Raw genomic sequence first — 23716 nt, 5'->3', positions numbered from 1 at the left:
CGTGCCCGACTGCCGAGACGGCCGTGACCACGATGTGACCGACGGGTAGGCTCGGGCGCGTGTCAAAGCCCCTGAGCCTTCCCTTCGACCCCATCGCACGCGCCGACGAGCACTGGACCCAGCGCTGGGGCGGGGTCCCGTCGATGAGCGCGATCACCTCGATCATGCGCGCCCAGCAGATCCTGCTGGGCCAGGTCGACGCGGTCGTCAAGCCCTACGGGCTGACCTTCGCGCGCTACGAGGCGCTGGTACTGCTCACCTTCTCCAAGGCGGGCGAGCTGCCGATGTCCAAGATCGGCGAGCGCCTCATGGTGCACCCCACGTCGGTGACCAACACCGTCGACCGGCTGGTGGCCTCCGGCCTGGTCGACAAGCGCCCCAACCCCAACGACGGCCGCGGCACCCTGGCCTCGATCACCGACAAGGGCCGCGAGATCGTCGAGTCCGCGACCCGCGACCTGATGGCGATGGACTTCGGCCTCGGTGTCTACGACGCGGAGGAGTGCGCGGAGATCTTCGCGCTGCTCAGGCCCCTGCGGATCCACGCGGGGGACTTCGAGGAGGGCTGACCGGCGGGGGTGAGATCCGGGGCCCCGGAGCCCCGGGTTACGCTCGTTGGCATGAAACACAGCGTGCTGACCCGCTACCGGGTGATGGCCTACGTGACCGGCGTCCTGCTGATCGCCCTCACGCTCGCCGTCATCGGCAAGTACGGGCTCGACATCAGCGGCGCGGGCACCGCCACCACCGTGATCGGCTTCGCCCACGGCTGGCTGTACGTCGTCTACCTCGTCTTCGCCTTCGACCTGTGCTCCAAGGCGAAGTGGCCGCTGGGCCGGATGGCCTGGGTGCTGCTGGCCGGCACCGTGCCGACCGCCGCGTTCTTCGTCGAGCGCCGCGTCTCGCGCGAGCTGGCCCCGCTCGTCACCGCCCCGCAGGCGGACGAGCCGGAGCCCGTCCAGCCCGCGAAAGCCTAGAAAATCGCGGCTCACCCGGTTGGTGAGCCGTGTGGCATCGACATTTACTAGGACGTCCTAGTAAATTCGAAGGTATGGACGCTTCGGAGATCGAGACAGGCCGCACCCGCTGGCAGGCACGCTACGACTCCAGCCGGCGCCGCGACGCCGACTTCACGACGCTCTCCGGTGACCCGGTCGAGCCGGTGTACGGGCCTCCGCCCGGCGCCGACGTACCGGGCTTCGAGCGCATCGGCTGGCCGGGGGAGTACCCCTTCACCCGCGGGCTGCACGCCACCGGATACCGCGGCCGGACGTGGACGATCCGGCAGTTCGCCGGGTTCGGCAACGCCGAGCAGACCAACCGGCGGTACCGCCAGATCCTGGCCAACGGCGGCGGCGGGCTCTCCGTCGCCTTCGACATGCCGACGCTCATGGGCCGCGACTCCGACGACGCGCGCTCGCTCGGCGAGGTCGGCCACTGCGGCGTCGCGATCGACTCGGCCGCGGACATGGAAGTGCTCTTCCGCGACATCCCGCTGGGCGACATCACCACCTCCATGACGATCTCCGGGCCCGCCGTCCCGGTCTTCTGCATGTACCTGGTCGCGGCCGAGCGGCAGGGCGTCGACCCGGGGGTGCTCAACGGCACCCTCCAGACCGACATCTTCAAGGAGTACATCGCGCAGAAGGAGTGGCTCTTCGCACCCGAGCCGCACCTGCGGCTCATCGGCGACCTGATGGAGCACTGCGCGGCGGCCATCCCGGCGTACAAGCCGCTGTCGGTGTCCGGCTACCACATCCGCGAGGCGGGCTCGACGGCCGCGCAGGAGCTGGCCTACACCCTCGCCGACGGCTTCGGGTACGTCGAGCTGGGCCTCAGCCGCGGCCTGGACGTCGACACCTTCGCGCCGGGCCTGTCCTTCTTCTTCGACGCGCACCTCGACTTCTTCGAGGAGATCGCCAAATTCCGCGCCGCCCGCCGCATCTGGGCCCGCTGGCTGCGGGACGTGTACGGGGCGCGGTCGGACAAGGCGCAGTGGCTGCGCTTCCACACCCAGACCGCCGGGGTGTCGCTCACCGCCCAGCAGCCGTACAACAACGTGGTGCGCACCGCCGTGGAGGCGCTCGCCGCGGTGCTCGGCGGCACCAACTCGCTGCACACCAACGCGCTGGACGAGACGCTCGCGCTGCCCAGCGAGCGCGCCGCGGAGATCGCGCTGCGCACCCAGCAGGTGCTGATGGAGGAGACGGGCGTGGCCAACGTCGCCGACCCGCTCGGCGGCTCCTGGTACGTCGAGGCGCTCACCGACCGCATCGAGCGGGACGCGGAGGCCGTCTTCGGCCGCATCCGGGAGCTGGGCGAGCGGGCCGTGCCGAGCGGCGAGCACCCCATCGGGCCGATGACGTCCGGCATCCTGCGCGGCATCGAGGACGGATACTTCACCGGCGAGATCGCCGAGGCCGCCTTCCAGTACCAGAGCGCGCTGGAGAAGGGCGACAAGCGGGTCGTCGGCGTCAACTGCCACACCGGCTCCGTCACCGGCGACCTGGAGATCCTGCGGGTCGGGCACGAGGTCGAGCGCGACCAGGTGCGGCTGCTCGCCGACCGCCGCGCCGCGCGCGACGAGGCCGCGGTGCGCCGCGGCCTGGACGCGATGCTGGACGCCGCGCGCTCCGGCGGCAACATGATCGCGCCCATGCTGGACGCGGTGAGGGCCGAGGCGACGCTCGGCGAGATCTGCGACGTCCTGCGTGCCGAATGGGGCACATACGCGGAACCCGCCCGCTTCTGAGCGCCCCGTGCGTCCCTCCGTCCGCCCCCCAAGGCGCTGACCTGGACATTGGCCGTGGTCGGTAGATTCGTCGACGACCCGACCGCCCTCCAGGAAAGGACGTGTGTGGCCCTCGAAGCGACCGTCGGTGACGACGGGATGGTCTACATAAGGGAGACGGAACAGCCGGACGTGGTGGCGGTGACCACCGCCGCGAAATGGGAGGCCTTCGTGAAAGGCGTCATGGCGGGGGAGTTCGACCACTTCACCGCCGACCGCACCGGGGGCGAGACCGCCCCGGCGCGCAGCCTCAGCTGAGCCCCGGGCTCGGAGCGGCCGGGGGCCCGGGGGAGGGCCCGGGGGGGGCACGAGAAGAGCAGCGCAGACCCGGGGGAAGCGCAACCACGGGGAACGGCACGCACGGGAAGGGCGGGGCGCACGCCGTACGGGCGGTGCGGGACCTCTCAGTCGAGGTCCCGGGCCGTGTGCAGCCCCGCGAGCCCGACGACGAGGAGTCCGGCGAGCCGACGCGCCCACTCCTCGTCGGCCGGCTCGGACGAGACCATCACGCGGTGCACGACGGCCCCGGCGACCACGTCGAAGATCAGGTTGTCCCGCCAGGGAGCCGCGGCGCCGTCGTCCGCGGGGATCTCGCCGCGCGCCTGGGCGCGCTTGCGGCCCAGCACCACCAGGTGCTTCTGCCGGTCCACGATCGCCGCGCGGATCCGCAGCCGCAGCGCGTCGTCGTACGCCGCCTCGCCGATCACCGCCATCAGCGCGGACCTGGTCTCCGGGCGGTCCAGCAGCTCGGCGAAGCGCAGCACCACGCCGCGGATGTCGGCCTCCAGGCTGCCGCGGTCGGGGAGTTCGAGCTGCTCCTCGAAGAGCGCCGCGACCGCGTCCACGGCCAGCTCGTTCTTGCCCGCCCAGCGCCGGTAGACGGTCGTCTTGGCCACCCCGGCGCGCGCCGCGACGTCCCCCAGCGTCAGCCGGCTCCAGCCGACCTCGGCCAGCGCGGCGCGGGTGGCCGCGAGTATCGCCCGGTCGAGTCCGGCACTCCGCGGCCGCCCGGTGCGTCTGGCCGGTGGCGGCCCGGCGGCGGTGGGAGGCATACGCGGACCATACCCGTCGGTAAGTACCGTGACGAGTGAGCTGATTCACAGGGTGCGCCGCCGTGCGGGATGCGCGGGTGCAGTTACGCTACTGCTCGTAGCGAAACGCGACGCGGCTCGTGGCGACAACCACGCCGGGACAACTGCGCCGGTACGGATGGGGATCCGTACCACCACGACCGTGCCGCCGGGCGGCGGCACGGCACCACACGACCGGGTGGTCGGGGCCCCGCGAACCGGCGGGTGGTCCGGCCTGATCCCCGGACTGTGCACCACTGGGGTCCGCGAGGGGGGAGGATTGCCTCATGCAGCCACGGAACATGTCCATGAGCGGGGTGGTCGACCTCGCCGCGGTGAAGGCGGCCAGTGAGGCCAAGGCGAAGGCCGAGCAGGCCCGGGCGCAGCGGCAGGAGGCCGGCGCCGCCGGCGCGGCCGCCCCCGCTTCCCCGCTCGTCATCGAGGTGACCGAGGCGACCTTCGAGAGCGACGTCCTGCAGCGCTCCACCGAGGTCCCGGTCGTCATCAGCTTCTGGGCCGACCAGGCCGAGCAGAGCAAGCAGCTCAACACGGTGCTGGAGCGGCTGGCCGGGGAGTACCGCGGCCGGTTCGTGCTGGCCACCGCCGACGTCTACGCCAACCAGCTGCTCTTCCAGCAGTTCCAGGTGCAGGGCGTGCCCGCGGTCTTCGCGGTGATCGCCGGTCAGGCGATGCCGCTCTTCCAGGGTCTGGCGCCGGAGGACCAGATCACCGAGGTGCTCGACCAGCTCGTCGCGGTGGCCGAGCAGCGCTTCGGCATCGTCGGCGAGGAGGTCGAGCCCGGCGCCGCGCCGGAGCCCGCCGACACCCCGCCGCCGAGGCCGGCCACCCCGCAGGAGCTGGCGCTGGGCGCCGCGCACGACGCGCTGGACGCCGGTGACCTGAGCGGCGCGATCCAGGCGTACCGCAACGTGCTGGCCGACGAGCCCGCCAACACCGAGGCCAAGCTCGGCCTCGCACAGGCCGAACTGCTCTCCCGCGTCCAGGGCGTGGACGCGGGCGCCGCGCGGCAGGCCGCCGCGGACGCGCCGGGTGATGTGCAGGCCCAGCTCACCGCCGCCGACCTGGATCTCGTGGGCGGCCATGTCGAGGACGCCTTCGGGCGGCTGGTCGACACCGTGCGCCGCACGGCGGGCGACGACCGCGACGCCGTGCGACTGCGGCTGCTGGAGCTCTTCGAGGTCGTCGGCCCGGACGACCCGCGCGTGGTGAGCGCGCGGACCGCGCTGGCCAGGGTGCTGTTCTGAGCCTCTGCTCCCCGCGTACCGCGGCTCCGTGACGGGGCCGCGGTACTCAGCGGACGAGTGATCGGGCGGCCGCTCTTTATCAAACCGTGACAGTGGGCGATGGTCGTCACGCGGGGTGAGGGCGCGGCCCTGATTTGCCGGCCGATCGTCATATATGCCGGACTTTCTCCCCCATGTTTTGGTTACCTGGCGTCAGCATGCCTCGAACGGCTGCGCGGCTCGGGACACGTATCCGTTACTCACTAGTAATGAGCCCCTTGTGCGGCGGCCCCGAATGGACCACGATCGGCCAAGCTCGGTCCGTAGCCAGCGCCCGGCAGCCAGCCGGTGCCCGGGTCCACGGGTCCCCGCCGAGCGGGAGAGCGCGGCAGCCGCCGCGCCTTTCGGGACAGGGGGGTCTCCGTCCGCCGTGATGGAACCGGATGGAGCCTGTCCAGCAGGTTGCGCGAGAGCGTGGCCAGTGGTTGTCGCTCGGGGGTGATCGCCGACGTCCCGGACACCGCCGTCCGGACTCCCCAGGCAGTTCCGCAGGGCCTTTCCCGCAGGACGTGCCCCGGGAGGCAGACGGCCATGCCCGGCGCGGCGCTCTCCTTCCCGAGGACGTAGCACTTCTCCCATCCCAGGCCCGGACCCAGGTCCGGTCCGGAGATGTACGTCCGAGAAGGAGGAAACATGGAATCGCACGTTCGGGGCGGTACCAGATGGCGGCGGTTCGCCGTCGTCATGGTGCCGAGTGTGGCCGCGACCGCGGCAATAGGCGTGGCGATAGCGCAGGGCGCGCTCGCGGCGTCGTTCAGCGTGTCCGGCCAGCAGTTCAAGGTCACGGCGAAGACGCTGCACGGCAAGGGCTTCGAGCAGTACGGCGCGCTCGACGTCAAGCAGGACGGCAAGGACAAGGGCGACCCTTCCCACTACGCGCCGGTGGCGGTGTCGGCCTTCACCGACGCCACCATCGTCGGCCTGTGCCAGTCGGTCGTCATCCCGACGCCGATCGGGGACGTCACGCTCGTCCTGAAGGCCGGTCCCGACAAGGACCACGCCGTCACGGCGCACAACCTCTACATCGACCTCGACCAGCTCGACGCGGACGCGGTCTTCCACAACATCAACATCGGTGTTGCGGCGGGTGCTTCGGGCCAGCCCGGCCCCGGCATCAAGGCCGGCGACGGCGCCGACGCGAGCTCGTTCGCGCAGACGGCCGAGACCGCCGACCTGACGAACGTCAAGCAGACGGCGTGGGCGACCAGCGCGGGCACCTTCCGTCTCGCGGGCCTGAGCCTCCGGCTCCACATGGGTTCCAAGAGCCAGTGCTACTGAGCACGGTCTGACTCGCTCTGGGCGAGCCGCGCGGGGCGCGGCTCGCCCACGGCACCCCTTTCTTCACGCAACGCCAGTTCCAGGGAGCTGTTTTCCATGAGTGCCGAGTCGCAAGGGTCCCCCGGCGCCTTCACCCGCGGCCGCATCGCCTTCCGGTACTGGCGGTGGGAGCGGCCGTTCTGGGCGGGGCTGGTGACCATCATCGGCGGGGCCGCCATCGGGTACGTCCCGTACCACAACATGACCTTCGGCCAGCTGGGCGTCCGGGTCGGCACCACGGCGGGTGCCAGTGCGCTGATCATCGGCGTGCTGCTCATCACGCTGAGCCTGACGATGTGGTTCCAGCGCGAGGTGCGGATCTTCGCCGGTGTCGCGAGCATCCTGCTCGGCCTGGTCTCCATCCCGATGACCAACCTCGGCGCCCTCGTGGGCTTCCTGTTCGCCATCGTCGGCGGCGCGCTGGCCATCGCCTGGGCGCCCGGCACCCCGGTGCCCGACGACCCGGGCGAGCAGGCGGAACTGCCCGGCGACGGCCCCAAGCCGGTGGACGACGCGGCGGACCCGTTCACCGGCCCCGCGCTCCCCGCCGACCCGTTCACCACGCCCGAGCCGGTGCACGCCGGAGCGGGGGCAGACGACGAGACCACCGAGCAGAACGGGAGGCACCGTGCTGGGTGACGATGCTCAGCCGGGCGAGAGCGCGCACCGCGAGCGGACGAGGTCCGGGCCGCGGCACGCGGCACCGCGCAAGTCCCTGCTGACGAAGCTGCACATGCCGGCGGGCAAGGCGGTGGCGCTCGCCGCCATGCCGACCGCGGTGCTCATGGGAATGGGCCTGACCCCGCACCTGGCGCAGGCCGACGAGCCCAAGAGCCCCTTCAAGCCGGGCCCGTGCGTGACGCAGTCCGAGACCCCGACGCCCTCGCCGTCCGAGACGGCGAAGAAGGCGAAGGGGACCGGGGACTCCTCGGATGCGGCGAAGGACGACAAGGCGACGCCGAAGCCGACGACCAGCCCGAGCGCCACGACGGGCAAAAACGACTCTGCGCCCAAGCCCGAGACCTCGCCGTCCGCTGCCGCCAAGCCCGGCACGGCCGCGTCCGCGCCGGCGGCCGAGCCCAGCGCGACCCCGAGCCCCACCAAGTCCGTCAACCCGCTGGACCCGCTGGGCCTCGGCGACCTGCTCGGCGGCCTGCTCGGCATCGGCGGCGCGTCCCAGCCCACCGCGAGCCCCGCACCGACCCCGGCGCAGCCCTCGGCGACCCCCACGGCGTCCCCGAAGGCGACGCAGGACACCAAGGACACCAAGGACACCAAGGACACCGAGGACCCGGTCAAGGACACCGTCAAGGGTGTCGTGACCACGGCGGACGGCGCGCTCCAGAAGACCAAGGACACCGTCAAGGGCGCCACGGACGGCGCGTCGAAGACCGCCAAGTCCCTGACCGGCGACGACTCCGCGGCCACCGCCGGCGACCCGCAGTCCTTCCCCTGCCCCACCTACGACGCCAAGGCCCTCGCGGACGCCCAGCCGGAGCAGGACATGCCCCTGCTCCCGGACGAGCCCTGGGTCCTCAAGAGTTCGCTGCTGACCCTCTACGGCCTGAAGTACGACGGCATCGTGCAGGTGAAGACCTACGACAAGACGGTCAAGGACGTCCTGAAGTTCACCGCGACGGGCATCGACATCGGCGACCTCCACCAGATCGTCAACGGCCCCGGCGGCACCAAGACCCATGTGACGGCGGCCAAGGGCTCCACGTCGACGTTCCGCAACGGCACGGTGACGATGTACACCGAGTCCCTGAGCGGCAACCTCCTCGGCGTCGTCCCCGTCACCTTCACCCCGAAGGCCCCGCCCCCCCTGACCCTCCCGACCCTCTTCTTCACCGACGTCACCGTCATTCAGGCCGGCCAGTTCGGCGGCGACCTCACCGTCCCGGGCATGAAGGTCCTCCCGGGCCAGGAGTCCTGACACCCCGCCCGTACGCGACGCGGCCCGCACCCCGGGAGGGTGCGGGCCGCGTCGCGTTCCGCGGAAGAGACCTCAGGCGCCCAGGTGGTGGACGCGGACGAGGTTGGTCGTGCCGGGGACGCCGGGAGGGGAGCCGGCGGTGATGATGACGGTGTCGCCCTCGGTGAAGTCGGTGAGCTTCAGCATCTCGCGGTCGACGATCTTGACCATGTCGTCGGTGGTGTCGGCGTGCTCGACGACGAAGGCCTCGACGCCCCAGGTCAGGGCGAGCTGGTTGCGGGTCGAGGGGTCGGTGGTGAAGGCCACGACCGGCTCGGGCACGCGGTAGCGGGCCAGGCGGCGGGCGGTGTCGCCGGACTTGGTGAAGGCGACCAGGGTCCTGGCGTCCAGGAAGTCGGCCAGCTCGGCGGCCGCGCGGGCGACCGCGCCGCCCTGGGTGCGGGGCTTCTTGCCGGGGGCCAGCGGCTGCAGGCCGCGGCACAGCAGCTCCTCCTCGGCGGCCTCGACGATGCGGGACATCGTCTTGACCGTCTCGATCGGGTACTTGCCGACCGAGGACTCCGCGGAGAGCATGACCGCGTCCGCGCCGTCCAGGATCGCGTTGGCCACGTCGGAGGCCTCGGCGCGGGTGGGGCGGGAGTTGGTGATCATCGACTCCATCATCTGGGTCGCGACGATCACCGGCTTGGCGTTGCGCCGGCACAGCTCGACGAGGCGCTTCTGGACGACCGGCACCTGCTCCAGCGGGTACTCCACCGCGAGGTCGCCGCGGGCGACCATCACGGCGTCGAACGCCATGACGACGTCCTCCATGTTCTTGACCGCCTGCGGCTTCTCCACCTTGGCGATGACGGGGACCCGGCGGCCCTCCTCGTCCATCACGCGGTGCACGTCGCGGACGTCCTTGGCGTCACGCACGAAGGAGAGCGCGATCATGTCGACGCCCATCCGCAGCGCGAAGCGCAGGTCCTCGATGTCCTTCGCGGACAGGGCCGGGACGTTCACCGCCGCGCCGGGCAGGTTGATGCCCTTGTGGTCGGAGATGACGCCGCCCTCGACGACGAGCGCGCGCACCCGCGGGCCGTGGACCTCGATGACGCGCAGCGCGACGTTGCCGTCGTTGATGAGGATCGGGTCGCCCTGCGAGACGTCGCCGGGCAGGCCCTTGTACGTGGTGCCGCAGATGGTGCGGTCGCCGGGGACGTCCTCGGTGGTGATGGTGAACTCGTCGCCTGCGACCAGCTCCACGGGACCGTCGGCGAAGGTCGCCAGCCGGATCTTGGGGCCCTGCAGGTCCGCGAGGATGCCCACGGCCCTGCCGGTCTCCTCGGCCACCTTGCGCACGCGGGTGTAGCGGCCCTCGTGCTCGGCGTGGCTGCCGTGGCTGAAGTTGAGTCGGGCCACGTTCATGCCGGCCTCCACCAGTGTCTTCAACTGGTCATAGGAGTCGACGGCGGGACCCAGGGTACAGACGATCTTGGCTCGGCGCATGGGCGCTATCCTATCGGTTTGTTCCGCTCCGGAATATTCCTGGGGCTTCGCGTGGCAGTGAGGTGGTCAGCCGCCCTGCGGGGCGGCCGCCAGTGCGTAAGTATCGCGGGCGATCTCCAGCTCCTCGTCGGTGGGGACCACCGCGACGGCCACCCGGGACGAATCGGCCGACACCAGGCGGGCCGCGTGGCCGCGTACGGCGTTGCGTACCGGATCCATGGTGACACCCAGACTGTCCAAACCGAACAAGGCCGCCCCGCGGACCGCCGCCGAGTTCTCGCCCACCCCGGCGGTGAACGCGATCGCGTCGACCCGCCCCAGCACTGCGGTGAAGGCCCCCACGTAGCGGCGCAGCCGGTGCACGTAGACGTCGAAGGCCAGCTGGGCGGCCTTGTCGCCCTCCGCCATCCGGCGGCCGATCTCCCGCATGTCGTTGTCGCCGCACAGGCCCAGCAGCCCGGAGCGCTTGTTCAGCAGCCGGTCGATCTCGTCGGTGCCCATCCCGCCGACCCGCTGGAGGTGGAAGACCACCGCCGGGTCCAGGTCGCCGGAGCGGGTGCCCATCACCAGGCCCTCCAGCGGGGTCAGCCCCATCGAGGTGTCCACGCACACCCCGCCGCGTACCGCGGACGCCGAGGCGCCGTTGCCCAGGTGCAGCACGATGACGTTGACGTCCGCCGGGTCCCGGCCGAGCAGGGCGGCGGTCGCGCGGGAGACGTAGGCGTGCGAGGTGCCGTGGAAGCCGTAGCGGCGGATGCCGTAGCGGTCGGCCGTGGCGGTGTCGATCGCGTAGCGGGCCGCGGCCTCGGGCAGCGTTGCGTGGAAGGCGGTGTCGAAGACCGCGACCTGGGGCAGGTCCGGGCGCAGCTCGCGGGCGACCCGGATGCCGGTGACGTTCGCCGGGTTGTGCAGCGGCGCGAGCGGCACCAGCTCCTCGATGCCGGCCAGCACCTCGTCGGTGATCAGGGTGGGCGCGGTGAAGCGGGTGCCGCCGTGCACCACCCGGTGGCCGACCGCTGCCAGCTCCGGCGAGTCCAGGCCGAGGCCGCGCCCGCCCAGCTCGACCGCGACCGTGCGCAGCGCCTCGGTGTGGTCGGCGGCGCCGCCGGGCTCGCCGATCCGCTCCACCACCCCGGACGCCAGCCGCTGCTCGTCGGCCATGTCGATGAGCTGGTACTTCACCGACGACGAGCCGGAGTTCAGCACCAGTACCCGGGTGCCGCGCGCCGCCGTACTCACTGGGAGTCCCCCTGCTGGGCCTGGATCGCGGTGATCGCGACCGTGTTGACGATGTCCTGGACCAGCGCGCCGCGCGACAGGTCGTTGACGGGCTTGCGCAGGCCCTGGAGGACCGGGCCGACCGCGACCGCGCCCGCCGAGCGCTGCACGGCCTTGTAGGTGTTGTTGCCGGTGTTCAGGTCGGGGAAGACCAGCACCGTCGCCTGCCCGGCCACGGCCGAGCCGGGCATCTTGGTGGCCGCGACCGACGGCGCGACCGCCGCGTCGTACTGGATCGGGCCCTCCACCAGCAGCTCGGGGCGGCGCTCGCGCACCAGCGCGGTGGCGGTGCGGACCTTGTCGACGTCCGCCCCGCTGCCGGATGTGCCCGTCGAGTACGACAGCATCGCGATCCGCGGCTCCACGCCGAAGCGGGCCGCGGTGGCGGAGGCCTGGATCGCGATGTCGGCGAGCTGCTCGGCGTCCGGGTCGGGGTTGACCGCGCAGTCGCCGTAGACCAGGACCTTGTCGGCCAGGCACATGAAGAAGACCGACGAGACGATGGCCGCGCCCGGCCGGGTCTTGATGATCTCGAAGGCCGGCCGGATGGTCGCCGCCGTCGAGTGCACCGCGCCCGACACCATGCCGTCGGCCAGCCCCTCCTGCACCATCAGGGTGCCGAAGTAGGAGACGTCCGCGACGACGTCGTACGCCAGTTCGTAGGTCACCCCGCGGTGCGCGCGCAATTCCGCGTACAGCGCGGCGAAACGATCCCGCAGCGGCGAGGTCTGCGGGTCCAGGATCTGCAGGCCGGGGTCGTCCAGCGTGATGCCCAGGTCGCCCGCCTTCTTGCGGACCGCGTCCTCCTCGCCCAGCAGCGTCAGGTCGCACACGCCCCGCCGCAGCAGCACCTCCGCGGCCCGCAGGATGCGCTCCTCGGCGCCCTCCGGCAGCACGATCCGCCGCTTGTCGGCGCGGGCCCGCTCGATGAGCGCGTGCTCGAACATCATCGGCGTCACCCGGGCCGAGCGCGCCACCGACAGCCGGTCGGTCAGCTGCGCCGTGTCGACGTGGGTCTCGAAGAGCCCGAGCGCGGTCTCGGCCTTGCGCGGGGTGCCCGCGCCGAGCTTGCCGTCGAGGGTGAACAGGCCCGCGGCGGTCGTGAAGGACCCGGTGGACACCGCCAGGACCGGGGTGCCCGGCGCCAGCCGGTCGGCGAGGTTCAGTATGTCCGGGCCCGGCTTCTCGTCGAGCGTCAGCAGCAGCCCGGCGATCGGCGGGGTGCCCGCGGAGTGCGCCGCGAGCGCCCCCACGATGAGGTCGGCCCGGTCGCCCGGGGTCACCACGACGCAGCCCGGCGTCAGCTTCGGCAGGAAGGTCGGCAGCATCGCGCCGCCGAAGACGAAGTCCAGCGCGTCCCGCGCCATCCCGGCGTCGTCGCCGAGCAGCACCTCGGCGCCGAGCGTCTCGGCGATCTGCGACACCGTCGGGGCCCGCAGCGCCGGCTCGTCCGGCAGCACGTACACCGGCGCCTCGGTGAAGCGCGCCAGCCGCTCGGCGGTCTCGTCCGCCTCGGCCGGCTCCACCCGGTTGGCGACCATCGCGATGACGTCGCAGCCCAGGCTGGTGTACGCGTGATGGGCGTTGCGCACCTCCGCCGCCACCGACTCGGCGGTCTGCGCACGCTCCCCTATGACCACGATGACCGAGGCGCCGCACTCGTTGGCCAGCCGCGCGTTCACCGCGAGCTCCGCGGGCAGGCTGGTGCCGGCGAAGTCCGAGCCGAGCACCAGGACCGTGTCGTAGTCCGCCGCGACCCGCAGATACCCCTCCACCAGCCGGGCTGTCAGCGCCTCCTGGCCCTGCTCGGCCTGCAGCTCGGCCGCCTCCTCGTAGCCCAGCCCGAAGACCGTGGCCGGGTCCTGCACCAGCCGGTAGCGGCTGCGCAGCAGCTCGAAGATGCGGTCCGGCGTGTCGTGCACCAGCGGCCGGTAGACGCCGACCCGGTCCACCTGCCGGGTCAGCAGCTCCATCACTCCCAGCTCGACCACCTGGCGGCCGTCGCCACGGCCGACCCCCGTGACGTAGACGCTGCGCGTCACCCGATTACTCCGTTTCGTCTTCCCCGTGTCCGGGCACCCGCCCGCGTATGCAACGACGCTAACGTGCCCGCGCGGCGGACGCCCGCCGAGTCCCGCGCCGCGCATCGTTACCGTGTCTTAACAGGGCCGCCCGGGCACGCGCCGGCCCGTACGACACCGCCCGGATGCGCCCTGCCGGGGATCGCCGCACAGTGCACGTAGGGTGAAGACGAGCGAGCGAGGAGGGCGGTGCGATGGACGTCCTGGCCACCGGGGTGCAGCGCGACGAGCGGCCGCTGCTGGAGGCCGCCTTCGCCGGGCGGCACGAGATCCGCTGCCTGGAGACGACGCTCACCGCCGACACGCTGCCGCTGGCCGCCGGCTACGAGGCCGTCTCGACGAGCGTCAACGCGGTGCTGGACGCGGCCGTCCTGGAGGGCCTGGTGCGCGGCGGCACCAGGTTCGTCGCCCAGCGCTCCACCGGCTACAACAACATCGACATCGCGCACGCCGAGCGCCTCGGCATGACCGTCGCCCGGGTGGCCGCCTACTCCCCGTACTCGGTCGCCGAGTTCGCCTGGGCCCTCGCGCTCGCCCTCGACCGGCGCATCGTGCGTTCCGCGAGCCGCACCCGGGACTTCGACTTCCGGCTCGACGGACTGCTCGGCCGCGACTTCCACGGCCGCACCGTAGGCGTCATCGGAACGGGGCGGATCGGCGCCGCCTTCACCGCGATCGCCCGCGGCTTCGGCATGCGGCTGCTCGGCTGGGACCTGACGCCCAACCCGGAGTGCGAGGCGCTCGGCATGAGCTACGTGGAGCTGGACCGGCTCTTCCGGGAGGCGGACCTGCTCACCCTGCACGTCCCGCTCGCGCCCTCCACCCACCACCTGGTCGACGCCCGGCGGCTCGGCGAGATGAAGGACGACGCGCTGCTGATCAACACCAGCCGCGGCGCCCTCGTCGACTCCGCGGCCCTCGTCGAGGCGCTGCGCGAGGGCCGGCTCGGCGGCGTCGGCCTGGACGTCTACGAGGAGGAGGCGGGCGTCTTCTTCTACGACAAGTCACTCGAAGTGATGACCGACGACGTCCTCGCCCGGCTGCTGACCTTCTCCAACGTGCTCGTCACGTCCCACCAGGCCTACTACACGGTGGACGCCGTCGACGAGATCGTCGCCGCGACGCTGCGCAACGTGAACGACTACGTGGCCGGCCGGATCACCGAGAGCACGCTGATCCCGCGCAGCCCCTGACCCACCCCTCGATGGAGAGACCCGCCCATGCGTATCGGAGTCCTCACCGCCGGCGGCGACTGCCCCGGCCTCAACGCCGTCATCCGGTCGGTCGTGCACCGCGCGGTGACCGGGCACACGGACGAGGTCATCGGCTTCGAGGACGGCTTCGTCGGCCTGCTCGAAGGCCGCTTCCGGCCGCTCGACCTCAACTCCGTCAGCGGCATCCTCGCCCGCGGCGGCACCGTCCTCGGCTCGGCCCGGCTGGAGCGCGACCGGCTCCGCGAGGCCGCCGAGTCCGCCGACGACCTGTGCTCCCGCTACGGCATCGACGTGCTCATCCCGATCGGCGGCGAGGGCACGCTCACCGCCGCCCGGATGCTGTCCGACGCCGGGATGCCGGTCGTCGGGGTGCCCAAGACCATCGACAACGACATCAGCGGCACCGACCGCACCTTCGGCTTCGACACCGCCGTGACCGTCGCGACCGAGGCCATCGACCGGCTCAAGACCACCGCCGAGTCCCACCAGCGGGTCATGGTCGTCGAGGTGATGGGGCGGCACGCCGGGTGGATCGCGCTGGAGGCCGGCATGGCCGGCGGCGCGCACGGCATCTGCATCCCCGAGCGGCCCTTCGACCCCGCCGACCTCGTCGCCATGGTCACCGAGCGCTTCGCGCGCGGCAAGAAGTTCGCCGTGGTGTGCGTCGCCGAGGGCGCGCACCCGGCCCGCGACACCATGGACTACGGCGTCGGCGAGATCGACAAGTTCGGCCACGAGCGCTTCCAGGGCATCGGCACGACCCTCGCCCGCGAGCTGGAGCGCCGCCTCGGCAAGGAGGCCCGCCCGGTCATCCTCGGCCACGTCCAGCGCGGCGGGGTGCCCACCGCCTTCGACCGGGTGCTCGCCACCCGCTTCGGCTGGCACGCCGTCGAGGCCGCGCACAAGGGCTCGTTCGGCCACATGACGGCGCTGCACGGCACCCGTATCGACACCGTGCCGCTCGCCGACGCGATCACCTACCTCAAGACCGTGCCGGAGGACCGCATGGAGGAGGCCGAGTCGGTCTTCTGAGCCTCCTCCGCCCGGCGGGCCCGGCGTCAGGCGCTGTCCGGTCGCAGCCACACCGTCGCCAGCGGCGGCAGCGTCAGCACCACCGTGTGCGGACGGCCCTGGTAGGGCGTCGGCTCGGTCTTGACGTGGTCCGGCAGCAGCACGCCGCTGCCGCCGTAGCGCAGCTCGTCGGTGTTCAGGACCGGGGCCCACACCCCGGCGGGCGAGCCGAGGCGGTAGTCGTGCCGGACGACGGGGGAGAAGTTGCTGACGCACAGCAGCGGCTCACCGGCCGTGTCCAGGCGCAGGAAGGCGAAGACGTTGTCCTCGGACGCGCCGCCGTCGACCCACTCGAAGCCGCCCGGGTCGGTGTCGCGCTGCCACAGCGCGGGCGTGGCCGCGTACACCGCGTTGAGGTCGCGCACCAGCTCCTGCACCCCGCGGTGGTCGGCCGAGGCCTCGTAGCCCGGGTCGAGCACCCACCAGTCGGGCCCGGCCTCGTACGACCACTCCCCGCCCTGGGCGAACTCCTGGCCCATGAACAGCAGCTGCTTGCCCGGGTGGGACCACATGAAGCCCAGGTACGCGCGCTCGGTGGCGCGCTGCTGCCACCAGTCGCCGGGCGCCTTGGACACCAGGGCGCGCTTGCCGTGCACGACCTCGTCGTGCGAGATCGGCAGCACGTAGTTCTCGCTGTACGCGTACACCATCGAGAACGTCATCTCGTCGTGGTGGTACTTGCGGTGCACCGGCTCGTGCCCGATGTAGCCCAGCGAGTCGTGCATCCAGCCCATGTTCCACTTCAGGCCGAAGCCGAGGCCGCCGAAGCCGGTGTGGCCCACGTGGTGCGTCGCGCGCGTCACGCCGTCCCACGCGGTCGACTCCTCGGCGATCGTCACGACGCCGGGGCAGCGGCGGTAGACGGTGGCGTTCATCTCCTGGAGGAAGGCCACCGCGTCCAGGTTCTCCCGGCCGCCGTACGCGTTGGGCACCCAGTCGCCGCCCTCGCGGCTGTAGTCCAGGTAGAGCATCGAGGCGACCGCGTCCACCCGCAGGCCGTCGATGTGGAAGTCCTCGCACCAGTACACGGCGTTGGCGACCAGGAAGTTGCGGACCTCGGTGCGGCCGAAGTCGAACTCCAGCGTCCCCCAGTCCGGGTGCTCGGCGCGCCGCGGGTCGGCGGGTTCGTACAGCGGCTCGCCGTCGAAGCGGGCCAGCGCCCAGTCGTCCTTCGGGAAGTGCGCCGGGACCCAGTCCATGATCACGCCGATCCCGGCGCGGTGCAGCGCGTCCACCAGGAAGCGGAAGTCGTCCGGCGAGCCGAGCCGCGGCATCGGCGCGTAGTACGACGTGACCTGGTAGCCCCACGACCCGCTGAACGGGTGGCCCGCGACCGGCATCAGCTCCACGTGCGTGAAGCCCAGGTCCTTGACGTACGCGGGCAGCACGTCCGCGAGCTCGCGGTAGCCCAGGCCCGGCCGCCACGACGGCAGGTGCAGCTCGTAGACGGAGAAGGGCGCGCGGTGCACGGGCACGTCCGCGCGGTGCGCCATCCACTCCTCGTCGCGCCACGTGTAGGCCGAGTCCGTCACGACCGACGCGGTCGCCGGCGGAACCTCGGTGGCCCGCGCCATCGGGTCGGCCTTCATCCGGCGGTGCCCGTCCGGGCCGGTGATCTCGTACTTGTACGCCGTGCCCGCGCCCACGCCCGGCACGAACAGCTCCCACACGCCGGTCGCGCCGAGGCTGCGCATCGGCAGCGAGGTGCCGTCCCAGTACGTGAAGTCCGCGGCGAGCCGCACCCCGCGGGCGTTCGGGGCCCACACCGCGAAGCGCGTGCCCGTCACGCCGTCGTGCGTCATGACCCGGGAGCCCAGCGCCTTCCACAGCTCCTCGTGCCGGCCCTCCCCGATCAGGTGCAGGTCCAGCTCGCCGAGCGAGGGCAGGAAGCGGTAGGGGTCGTCGCCGGTGACCTCGGCGGAGTCGTACGTGACCGCCAGGCGGTACGGGGGCGCTGCCGCGAGCGGCAGGTGGGCGCTGAAGAGGCCGTCGCCCTCGGGCTCCAGCTCCGCGCGCAGCCCGTCGGCGACGAGGGTGACCCTCTTGGCGTAGGGCTTCAGGGCGCGCACCCTGACCCCGCCCTTCTCGGGGTGCGCCCCGAGCACGCTGTGCGGGTCGTGGTGCTCGCCGGCCAGGATCCGCCGCCGATCCTCCCCGGTGAGGGTTCCCTCCCGTGTGGGGTGCGCTTCGGGGCTCCGCCCCGGGGAGGCGTCTTCCGCCGCGCCGGGTGCGCTTTCCCCTGTGGGGGGGCTGTCCTGTGCCGCGCCGGGCACTCGTTTTTCAGGGGCGCGGGTAGGGGCCGACCCAAGGGGGCTGTTGCTGTCGCTCCCGGACCACCGGCCGGTGGGGGGCTGAGCGCGCAGTTCTCCCCCGGAGCTCCGCCCGGGAGGTGCCCCCACGCGCCCCTGAAGAGCACCCTCTTCCGCAGACGTGCGCCCCTGAAGAGCACCCGTTTCCGTAGACGTGCGCCCCCGAGGGGCACCCCCCTCCGCAGGAGGCGCCGGGTCCGGGGCGCGGCCCGAAGCCGCGGGGTGCGGGGTCGTGGCGTCGTAGCCGCGGGCCGCGGCCTCGGGGAGGCCGCCAGGGGGAGTGGGTTCGGGGGTCACGGGGTTCTCCTCGGGCGGTCGGGTGGACGTACGGGTTCGAAGGAGCGGCAGCGACCTACGCCGACGCGAGTCGCGCGAGCGCGGACAGCGGGATCGGCAGCCACGCCGGACGGTGCCGCGCCTCGTACCGCGCCTCGTACACCGCCTTGTCCGTCTCGAAGGCCCGTATCAGTACGGGCTGCTCCCGCGGATCGGTCCCGGACACGGCCGCGTACCCGGCGCAGTACGCGGCGCGGTGGCGTTCCGCCCAGGGGCCGTTGCCGCTGTGGTGGGCGGCGTAGTCGAAGGAGCGCAGCATCCCGGCGACGTCCTGCACCGGCGGCGCCGGCCTGCGGCGCTCGGCCAGCGGGCGGGCGGGCTCGCCCTCGAAGTCGATGAGCACCCACTCTCCGTCCGGCCCGCGCAGCGTCTGGCCGAGGTGCAGGTCGCCGTGGATGCGCTGGGCGGTGACGGGGCGGCCGGAGCGGGTGGCGGCGGCGCCGAGGTGCGCGAGGTCGTCGAAGGCGGAGCGCAGCGCGCCGGCGTAGGGGCGGACGGCCGGGACCTCCGCGGCGGTCTCGTCCAGCCGCCGGGCCATGCCGGCGGCGACGCGTTCGAGCGCGGGCCCGTCGAGCGTGTGGACGGGCAGCGCGGCGGCGAGCGAGGCGTGCACCTCGGCGGTGGCGCGGCCGAGGGCGGCGGCCTCGGTGCGGAAGTCGCCGTCGTCGGCGACGGAGGCGAGCGCGAGGGCCCAGCCGTCGGCGGAGCCGGGCAGGTAGCGCTGGAGCACTCCCAGCGTGACGGGTTCGGCGCCCGCGGCGGCGGGCAGCGACTCGAACCACGCGACGGGCTCGGCCACCCGCCGCGAACCGGCCCGGGCGAGGGCCAGCGACAGCTCCAGGTCCGGGTTGGTACCCGGCGAGACGCGGCGGAAGAGCTTGAGGATGAAGGTGTCGCCGTAGACCAGCGAGGTGTTGGACTGCTCGGCGGTGGACACGCGCGGCGGGAGCCCCGGCGGGAAGACGGCGTCCGGCTCGGTGGTGAAGCGCAGCGGCCCGGTGCGGCCGGGGAAGGTGAGGCGTTCCAGCAGCAGGGCGGCGAGCCGCGGGTCGTGCGGGGCGTCGTAGAGGGTCAGTCCGTCGTACGGGCCGCCGGCGGCCGGGCCGAGCGCGCTGCGGATGAGGGCGGAGGGCAGCAGGGGGTGGGCGCCGAGCAGCAGTTGGTAGCAGTCGGCGGGGCGGCCCGGCTGCTCGACGTCGACCAGCAGGTGCAGCAGCCCGACCGGCCCGAGCCGCCCCCCGGGCGGCACCAGCTCGGTGGCGGCGGCCAGCCGGAATCCGCTGATGGCCAGCCCCTTTCCGGCGAACCACCGCTGCCGCGGCAGCCACGACCGCAGCAGCGGCTCCAGCGACCGTACGAGTCCGTCGCCCGGCACGGCGGTAACCGGCGGCGGCCCCACCAGTGCGGTCGCGGCGGGCTCTTCCGAGGGCGGGGTGGAGGGAATGCGGGTCCAGGAGCTGTCCGACATGACGTCCTTTCCCCGGGGAGTCGCGCACCCGGCCGCTTCGACGAGCGACAGGGGCGCCAGCCTCCCGGATGACGGGTTCGGGCTGTCCGGCGACACGGGGAGCCTGCCCCGGGCGGGTGACAGGAAACCGCCGTACGGCCCGCCCGCGTAACAGTGCGGTGGCCCGGCGAACGGGGACGTGCGGGGGAAGCCGGTGACGCCGGGTGCGGCGGCTGGATATCTGGATCCTGCCAAAGGTGCGTCAGGCCCGCTACTCGGGTGGGCCCGCAGGGGGGCGTCTCGGGTGCGGGGGGCCGGACCCGTCCGGCCCCCCGCCGTCATGACGCGTTGCGGCGCAGCCTGAACCAGTAGAAGCCGTGGCCCGCGAGGGTGAGCAGGTACGGCAGCTGGCCGATCGCCGGGAAGCGGACCCCGCCGATCAGCTCGACCGGGTGCGAGCCGGCGAAGCTGCGCAGGTCCAGTTCGGTGGGCTGGGCGAAGCGGGAGAAGTTGTTGACGCACAGCACCAGGTCGTCGCCGTCCTCCCGGAGGAAGGCGAGCACGGCCGGGTTGCTGGAGGTCAGCTCGGTGTAGGAGCCGACGCCGAACGCGCGGTTCTGCTTGCGGATCTCGATCATCCGCCGGGTCCAGTGCAGCAGCGAGCTGGGGGAGCTCATCTGCGCCTCGACGTTGGTGACCTGGTAGCCGTAGACCGGGTCCATGATCGTCGGGAGGTAGAGCCGGCCGGGGTCGCTGGAGGAGAAGCCCGCGTTGCGGTCCGGGGTCCACTGCATGGGGGTGCGCACGGCGTCGCGGTCGCCGAGCCAGATGTTGTCGCCCATGCCGATCTCGTCGCCGTAGTAGAGGATGGGCGACCCGGGCAGCGACAGCAGCAGAGCGGTGAACAGCTCGATCTGGTTGCGGTCGTTGTCGAGCAGCGGGGCGAGCCGGCGGCGGATGCCGATGTTGGCCCGCATCCGCGGGTCCTTGGCGTACTCCGCGTACATGTAGTCGCGTTCCTCGTCGGTCACCATTTCGAGGGTCAGCTCGTCGTGGTTGCGCAGGAAGATGCCCCACTGGCAGGTGTCGGGGATGGCCGGGGTCTTGGCCAGGATTTCCGACACCGGGTAGCGGGACTCGCGGCGCACCGCCATGAAGATCCGCGGCATGACCGGGAAGTGGAAGGCCATGTGGCACTCGTCGCCGCCCTTGCGGAGGTCGCCGAAGTAGTCGACGACGTCCTCGGGCCACTGGTTGGCCTCGGCGAGCAGCACCGTGTCGGGGTACTGCGCGTCGATCTCGGCGCGCACCTTCTTGAGGAAGCCGTGGGTGCGCGGCAGGTTCTCGCAGTTGGTGCCCTCCTCCTGGTAGAGGTAGGGGACCGCGTCGAGCCGGAAGCCGTCGATGCCGAGGTCGAGCCAGAAGCGCAGGGCGCCGAGGATCTCCTCCTGCACCGCCGGGTTCTCGTAGTTGAGGTCCGGCTGGTGGGAGAAGAAGCGGTGCCAGTAGTACTGCTTGCGCACCGGGTCGAAGGTCCAGTTGGACGCCTCGGTGTCGACGAAGATGACCCGGGCGTCGGGGAACTGCTTGTCGTCGTCGGCCCAGGTGTAGTAGTCGCCGTACGGGCCGTCCGGGTCGTTGCGGGACGCCTGGAACCACGGGTGCTGGTCGCTGGTGTGGTTCATGACGAAGTCGATGATCACGCGCATGCCGCGCTGGTGGGCGGCGTCCACGAACTCCACGAAGTCGGCCAGGTCGCCGAATTCGGGCAGGACCGCGGTGTAGTCGGCGACGTCGTAGCCGCCGTCGCGCAGCGGGGAGGCGAAGAAGGGCGGCAGCCACAGGCAGTCGACCCCCAGCCATTGCAGGTAGTCGAGTTTGGCGGTGAGCCCTTTCAGGTCACCGACACCGTCGCCGTTGCTGTCCTGGAACGAGCGGACGAGGACTTCGTAGAACACCGCCCGTTTGAACCAGTCGGGATCACGGTCCTTGGCCGGTGTGTCCTCGAACTTGTCAGGGACGGGTTCGTTGACGATCAACTGAGTGACCCTCCGATCGATGGAGTAGGTCGCAGCGACAGGACGTGCGCGGGCGCGCGGCCCGGCTCAAGGCGCACATAGTTGTCTCTGCCCCAGTGGTAGGTCTCGCCGGTGAGCGCGTCGCGCACCGGCACGGAGTCGTGCCAGGACAGGCCGAGCTCCGGCATGTTCAACGACACGGTCGCCTCCTGGGTGTGGAACGGGTCCAGGTTGACGACCACCAGTACGACGTCGTCGCCGCGGCGCTTGGAGTAGGCGAGGACGGCACCGTTGTCCACCGGGTGGAACGTGATGTCCCGCAGCTGCTGGAGCGCCGGATGACGGCGGCGCAACCGGTTGAGCGTGGTGATCAGCGGGGCCAGCGAGCGCCCCTCGGCCTCGGCCGCCGCCCAGTCGCGCGGCCGCAGCTCGTACTTCTCCGAGTGCAGGTACTCCTCACTTCCGGGCGCGGCGGATGCCGCCTCGCACAGCTCGAAGCCCGCGTAGACGCCCCAGCTGGGGGAGAGGGTCGCCGCGAGCACCGCCCTGACCTCGAAGGCCGGACGGCCGCCGGTCTGGAGGTAGGCGTGCAGGATGTCGGGGGTGTTGACGAAGAAGTTCGGCCGCATCCAGGCGGCCTTCTCGCCGCTCAGCTCGCGGGCGTAGGCCTCCAGCTCGTCCTTGGCGGTGCGCCAGGTGAAGTACGTGTAGGACTGCTGGAAGCCGATCTGGCCGAGTACGCTCATCATCGCCGGGCGGGTGAAGGCCTCGGCCAGGAAGATCACGTCCGGGTCGGTGCGGTTGACGTCGGCGATGACCTTCTCCCAGAAGACCACCGGCTTGGTGTGCGGGTTGTCGACCCGGAAGATCCGCACCCCGTGCGCCATCCAGTGCCGCAGCACCCGCAGCGTCTCGCGCACGATGCCGGGGAAGTCGGCGTCGAAGGCCACCGGGTAGATGTCCTGGTACTTCTTCGGCGGGTTCTCGGCGTACGCGATCGAGCCGTCGGCGCGGTGTGCGAACCACTCCGGGTGCTTCTCGACCCACGGGTGGTCCGGCGAGCACTGCAGGGCGAAGTCGAGCGCGACCTCCATCCGCAGCTCGCGGGCGCGGGCCACGAAGTGGTCGAAGTCCTCCAGGGTGCCCAGCTCCGGGTGGATCGCGTCGTGCCCGCCCTCGGGCGAGCCGATCGCCCACGGCGAGCCCACGTCGTGCGGGCCGGCCGTCAGGGCGTTGTCGCGGCCCTTGCGGAAGGCGGTGCCGATGGGGTGGATCGGCGGCAGGTAGACGACGTCGAAGCCCATCGCGGCCACGGCCGGCAGCCGCTCGGCGGCGGTGCGGAAGGTGCCGTGCCGCACCGGCACCCCGTCCTTGACGACCGCGCCCTCGGAGCGCGGGAAGAACTCGTACCAGGAGCCGAACAGCGCCCGCTGCCGCTCGACGTGCAGCGGATGCGGCCGGGTGGCGGTCACCAGCTCGCGCAGCGGGTGCCGGTCCAGGACCGCGACCACGTCGGGGGCGAGGGCGGCGGCGTGCCGGGCGGCCACCGAGCGCTTGGTGTCCCGCAGTCCGTCGACGGCCGCGAGGACGGCCGGCCGGCCGTCGCTCTTCGGCACCCCGGCGGCCGCCCGCTCGTACAGCAGCGCGCCCTCGGCGAGGACGAGTTCGGTGTCGATGCCCGCCGGGATCTTGATCGCGGCGGTGTGCCGCCAGGTGGCCACCGGGTCCGACCAGGCCTCCACGCTGTACGACCAGCGGCCCTCGGCGCCGGGCGTGACGTACGCCCCCCAGCGGTCGCTGCCCGGCTCCAGCTCGCGCATCGGGGTGTACGGCCCCGAGCGGCCCGCCGGGTCGCGCAGCACGACGTTGGCGGCGACGGCGTCGTGCCCCTCGCGGAACACCGTGGCCGTCACCTCGAAGGTCTCGCCGACGACGGCCTTGGCCGGCCGCCGGCCGCAGTCCACCAGCGGCCGGACATCGAGTACGGGAATGCGACCGATCATTTCCTCACCTGACAGCGCTGGGACGGCATGGGCAACGGCACGAGCACGCG

At 72.3% G+C, this 23716-nt stretch carries 18 protein-coding genes; 10 read left to right on the top strand and 8 right to left on the bottom strand.

Annotated elements, in window-relative coordinates:
- The first annotated feature begins 59 nt into the window (after positions 1-59).
- The 4 genes from IH54_RS0119635 (at position 60) to IH54_RS0119620 (ending at position 3049) form a co-directional block, all read left to right on the top strand.
- Complete coding sequence (locus IH54_RS0119635) at positions 60-569, top strand: MarR family winged helix-turn-helix transcriptional regulator (protein ID WP_031518392.1); 510 nt, start codon at positions 60-62, stop codon at positions 567-569.
- Between the two features lie 51 nt (positions 570-620).
- On the top strand, positions 621-977 hold the full coding sequence (locus IH54_RS0119630; protein WP_043181569.1) for a DUF3817 domain-containing protein: 357 nt from the start codon (positions 621-623) through the stop codon (positions 975-977).
- 74 nt (positions 978-1051) lie between these two features.
- Complete coding sequence (locus tag IH54_RS0119625) at positions 1052-2752, top strand: acyl-CoA mutase large subunit family protein (protein WP_031518390.1); 1701 nt, start codon at positions 1052-1054, stop codon at positions 2750-2752.
- Positions 2753-2806: 54 nt separating this feature from the next.
- Positions 2807-3049 carry a DUF397 domain-containing protein gene (locus tag IH54_RS0119620; RefSeq protein ID WP_052397649.1) on the top strand — a complete coding sequence of 81 codons (243 nt, stop codon included), beginning with the start codon at positions 2807-2809 and terminating at the stop codon, positions 3047-3049.
- A gap of 146 nt (positions 3050-3195) precedes the next feature.
- Here the strand turns inward: IH54_RS0119620 and IH54_RS0119615 are convergent, their stop codons facing one another.
- On the bottom strand, positions 3196-3843 hold the full coding sequence (locus tag IH54_RS0119615; RefSeq protein WP_031518388.1) for a TetR/AcrR family transcriptional regulator: 648 nt from the start codon (positions 3841-3843) through the stop codon (positions 3196-3198).
- Between the two features lie 305 nt (positions 3844-4148).
- On the opposite strand from IH54_RS0119615, the gene IH54_RS0119610 reads away from it, so the two are divergent.
- From IH54_RS0119610 to IH54_RS0119595, 4 genes are all read left to right on the top strand, one after another.
- Positions 4149-5126, top strand: coding sequence for a tetratricopeptide repeat protein (locus IH54_RS0119610; RefSeq protein WP_078862360.1), 978 nt, complete (start codon positions 4149-4151; stop codon positions 5124-5126).
- A gap of 672 nt (positions 5127-5798) precedes the next feature.
- Complete coding sequence (locus tag IH54_RS0119605; protein WP_031518386.1) at positions 5799-6443, top strand: DUF6230 family protein; 645 nt, start codon at positions 5799-5801, stop codon at positions 6441-6443.
- A 96-nt stretch (positions 6444-6539) separates the two neighbouring features.
- Positions 6540-7121: a DUF6114 domain-containing protein gene (locus tag IH54_RS0119600; RefSeq protein WP_031518385.1), complete on the top strand. Its 582-nt coding sequence runs from the start codon at positions 6540-6542 to the stop codon at positions 7119-7121.
- On the top strand, positions 7111-8418 hold the full coding sequence (locus IH54_RS0119595; protein ID WP_031518384.1) for a hypothetical protein: 1308 nt from the start codon (positions 7111-7113) through the stop codon (positions 8416-8418). The genes IH54_RS0119600 and IH54_RS0119595 overlap by 11 nt, the downstream gene beginning before the upstream one ends.
- 72 nt (positions 8419-8490) lie before the next feature.
- On the opposite strand, the gene pyk is transcribed toward IH54_RS0119595, so the two are convergent.
- The 3 genes from pyk to pta all read right to left on the bottom strand — a co-directional run bounded on the left by pyk (position 8491) and on the right by pta (position 13229).
- Complete coding sequence (gene pyk / locus IH54_RS0119590; protein WP_031518383.1) at positions 8491-9909, bottom strand: pyruvate kinase; 1419 nt, start codon at positions 9907-9909, stop codon at positions 8491-8493.
- A gap of 66 nt (positions 9910-9975) precedes the next feature.
- Positions 9976-11148 carry an acetate/propionate family kinase gene (locus IH54_RS0119585; protein ID WP_031518382.1) on the bottom strand — a complete coding sequence of 391 codons (1173 nt, stop codon included), beginning with the start codon at positions 11146-11148 and terminating at the stop codon, positions 9976-9978.
- Positions 11145-13229: a phosphate acetyltransferase gene (gene pta, locus IH54_RS0119580; protein WP_031518381.1), complete on the bottom strand. Its 2085-nt coding sequence runs from the start codon at positions 13227-13229 to the stop codon at positions 11145-11147. The genes IH54_RS0119585 and pta overlap by 4 nt, the downstream gene beginning before the upstream one ends.
- Positions 13230-13462: 233 nt before the next feature.
- On the opposite strand from pta, the gene IH54_RS0119575 reads away from it, so the two are divergent.
- On the top strand, positions 13463-14461 hold the full coding sequence (locus IH54_RS0119575; protein WP_031518380.1) for a 2-hydroxyacid dehydrogenase: 999 nt from the start codon (positions 13463-13465) through the stop codon (positions 14459-14461).
- Between the two features lie 27 nt (positions 14462-14488).
- A complete protein-coding gene (locus IH54_RS0119570) occupies positions 14489-15514 on the top strand; it encodes an ATP-dependent 6-phosphofructokinase (RefSeq protein WP_031518379.1) in 1026 nt (341 codons plus the stop codon).
- 26 nt (positions 15515-15540) lie between these two features.
- Here the strand turns inward: IH54_RS0119570 and glgB are convergent, their stop codons facing one another.
- From glgB to IH54_RS0119545, 4 genes are all read right to left on the bottom strand, one after another.
- Positions 15541-17691, bottom strand: a complete 2151-nt coding sequence (gene glgB / locus IH54_RS0119565) for a 1,4-alpha-glucan branching enzyme (protein WP_052397658.1) — start codon at positions 17689-17691, stop codon at positions 15541-15543.
- A gap of 523 nt (positions 17692-18214) precedes the next feature.
- Entirely contained in the window at positions 18215-19666 is a 1452-nt protein-coding gene (locus IH54_RS0119560) for a maltokinase N-terminal cap-like domain-containing protein (RefSeq protein WP_031518377.1), read from the bottom strand.
- 317 nt (positions 19667-19983) lie between these two features.
- Positions 19984-21684, bottom strand: a complete 1701-nt coding sequence (treS, locus tag IH54_RS0119550) for a maltose alpha-D-glucosyltransferase (protein WP_031518376.1) — start codon at positions 21682-21684, stop codon at positions 19984-19986.
- Entirely contained in the window at positions 21681-23666 is a 1986-nt protein-coding gene (locus IH54_RS0119545; RefSeq protein ID WP_031518375.1) for an alpha-1,4-glucan--maltose-1-phosphate maltosyltransferase, read from the bottom strand. The genes treS and IH54_RS0119545 overlap by 4 nt, the downstream gene beginning before the upstream one ends.
- Positions 23667-23716: the final 50 nt, after the last annotated feature.

Origin of the sequence: Streptomyces sp. NRRL F-5123, from assembly GCF_000721495.1 — a bacterium.
Classification (GTDB): domain Bacteria; phylum Actinomycetota; class Actinomycetes; order Streptomycetales; family Streptomycetaceae; genus Actinacidiphila.
The sequence above is the reverse complement of the archived record's forward strand: the minus strand, read 5'-3'. Positions and strand labels throughout refer to the sequence as shown.

Coding starts and splice junctions, on each gene's coding strand:
- IH54_RS0119545 (WP_031518375.1), bottom strand. CDS start 23,666: ATGATCGGTCGCATTCCCGTACTCGATGTCCGGCCGCTGGTGGACTGC.
- IH54_RS0119625 (WP_031518390.1), top strand. CDS start 1,052: ATGGACGCTTCGGAGATCGAGACAGGCCGCACCCGCTGGCAGGCACGC.
- IH54_RS0119600 (WP_031518385.1), top strand. CDS start 6,540: ATGAGTGCCGAGTCGCAAGGGTCCCCCGGCGCCTTCACCCGCGGCCGC.
- IH54_RS0119560 (WP_031518377.1), bottom strand. CDS start 19,666: ATGTCGGACAGCTCCTGGACCCGCATTCCCTCCACCCCGCCCTCGGAA.
- IH54_RS0119630 (WP_043181569.1), top strand. CDS start 621: ATGAAACACAGCGTGCTGACCCGCTACCGGGTGATGGCCTACGTGACC.
- pyk (WP_031518383.1), bottom strand. CDS start 9,909: ATGCGCCGAGCCAAGATCGTCTGTACCCTGGGTCCCGCCGTCGACTCC.
- IH54_RS0119570 (WP_031518379.1), top strand. CDS start 14,489: ATGCGTATCGGAGTCCTCACCGCCGGCGGCGACTGCCCCGGCCTCAAC.
- IH54_RS0119610 (WP_078862360.1), top strand. CDS start 4,149: ATGCAGCCACGGAACATGTCCATGAGCGGGGTGGTCGACCTCGCCGCG.
- IH54_RS0119575 (WP_031518380.1), top strand. CDS start 13,463: ATGGACGTCCTGGCCACCGGGGTGCAGCGCGACGAGCGGCCGCTGCTG.
- IH54_RS0119605 (WP_031518386.1), top strand. CDS start 5,799: ATGGAATCGCACGTTCGGGGCGGTACCAGATGGCGGCGGTTCGCCGTC.
- IH54_RS0119615 (WP_031518388.1), bottom strand. CDS start 3,843: ATGCCTCCCACCGCCGCCGGGCCGCCACCGGCCAGACGCACCGGGCGG.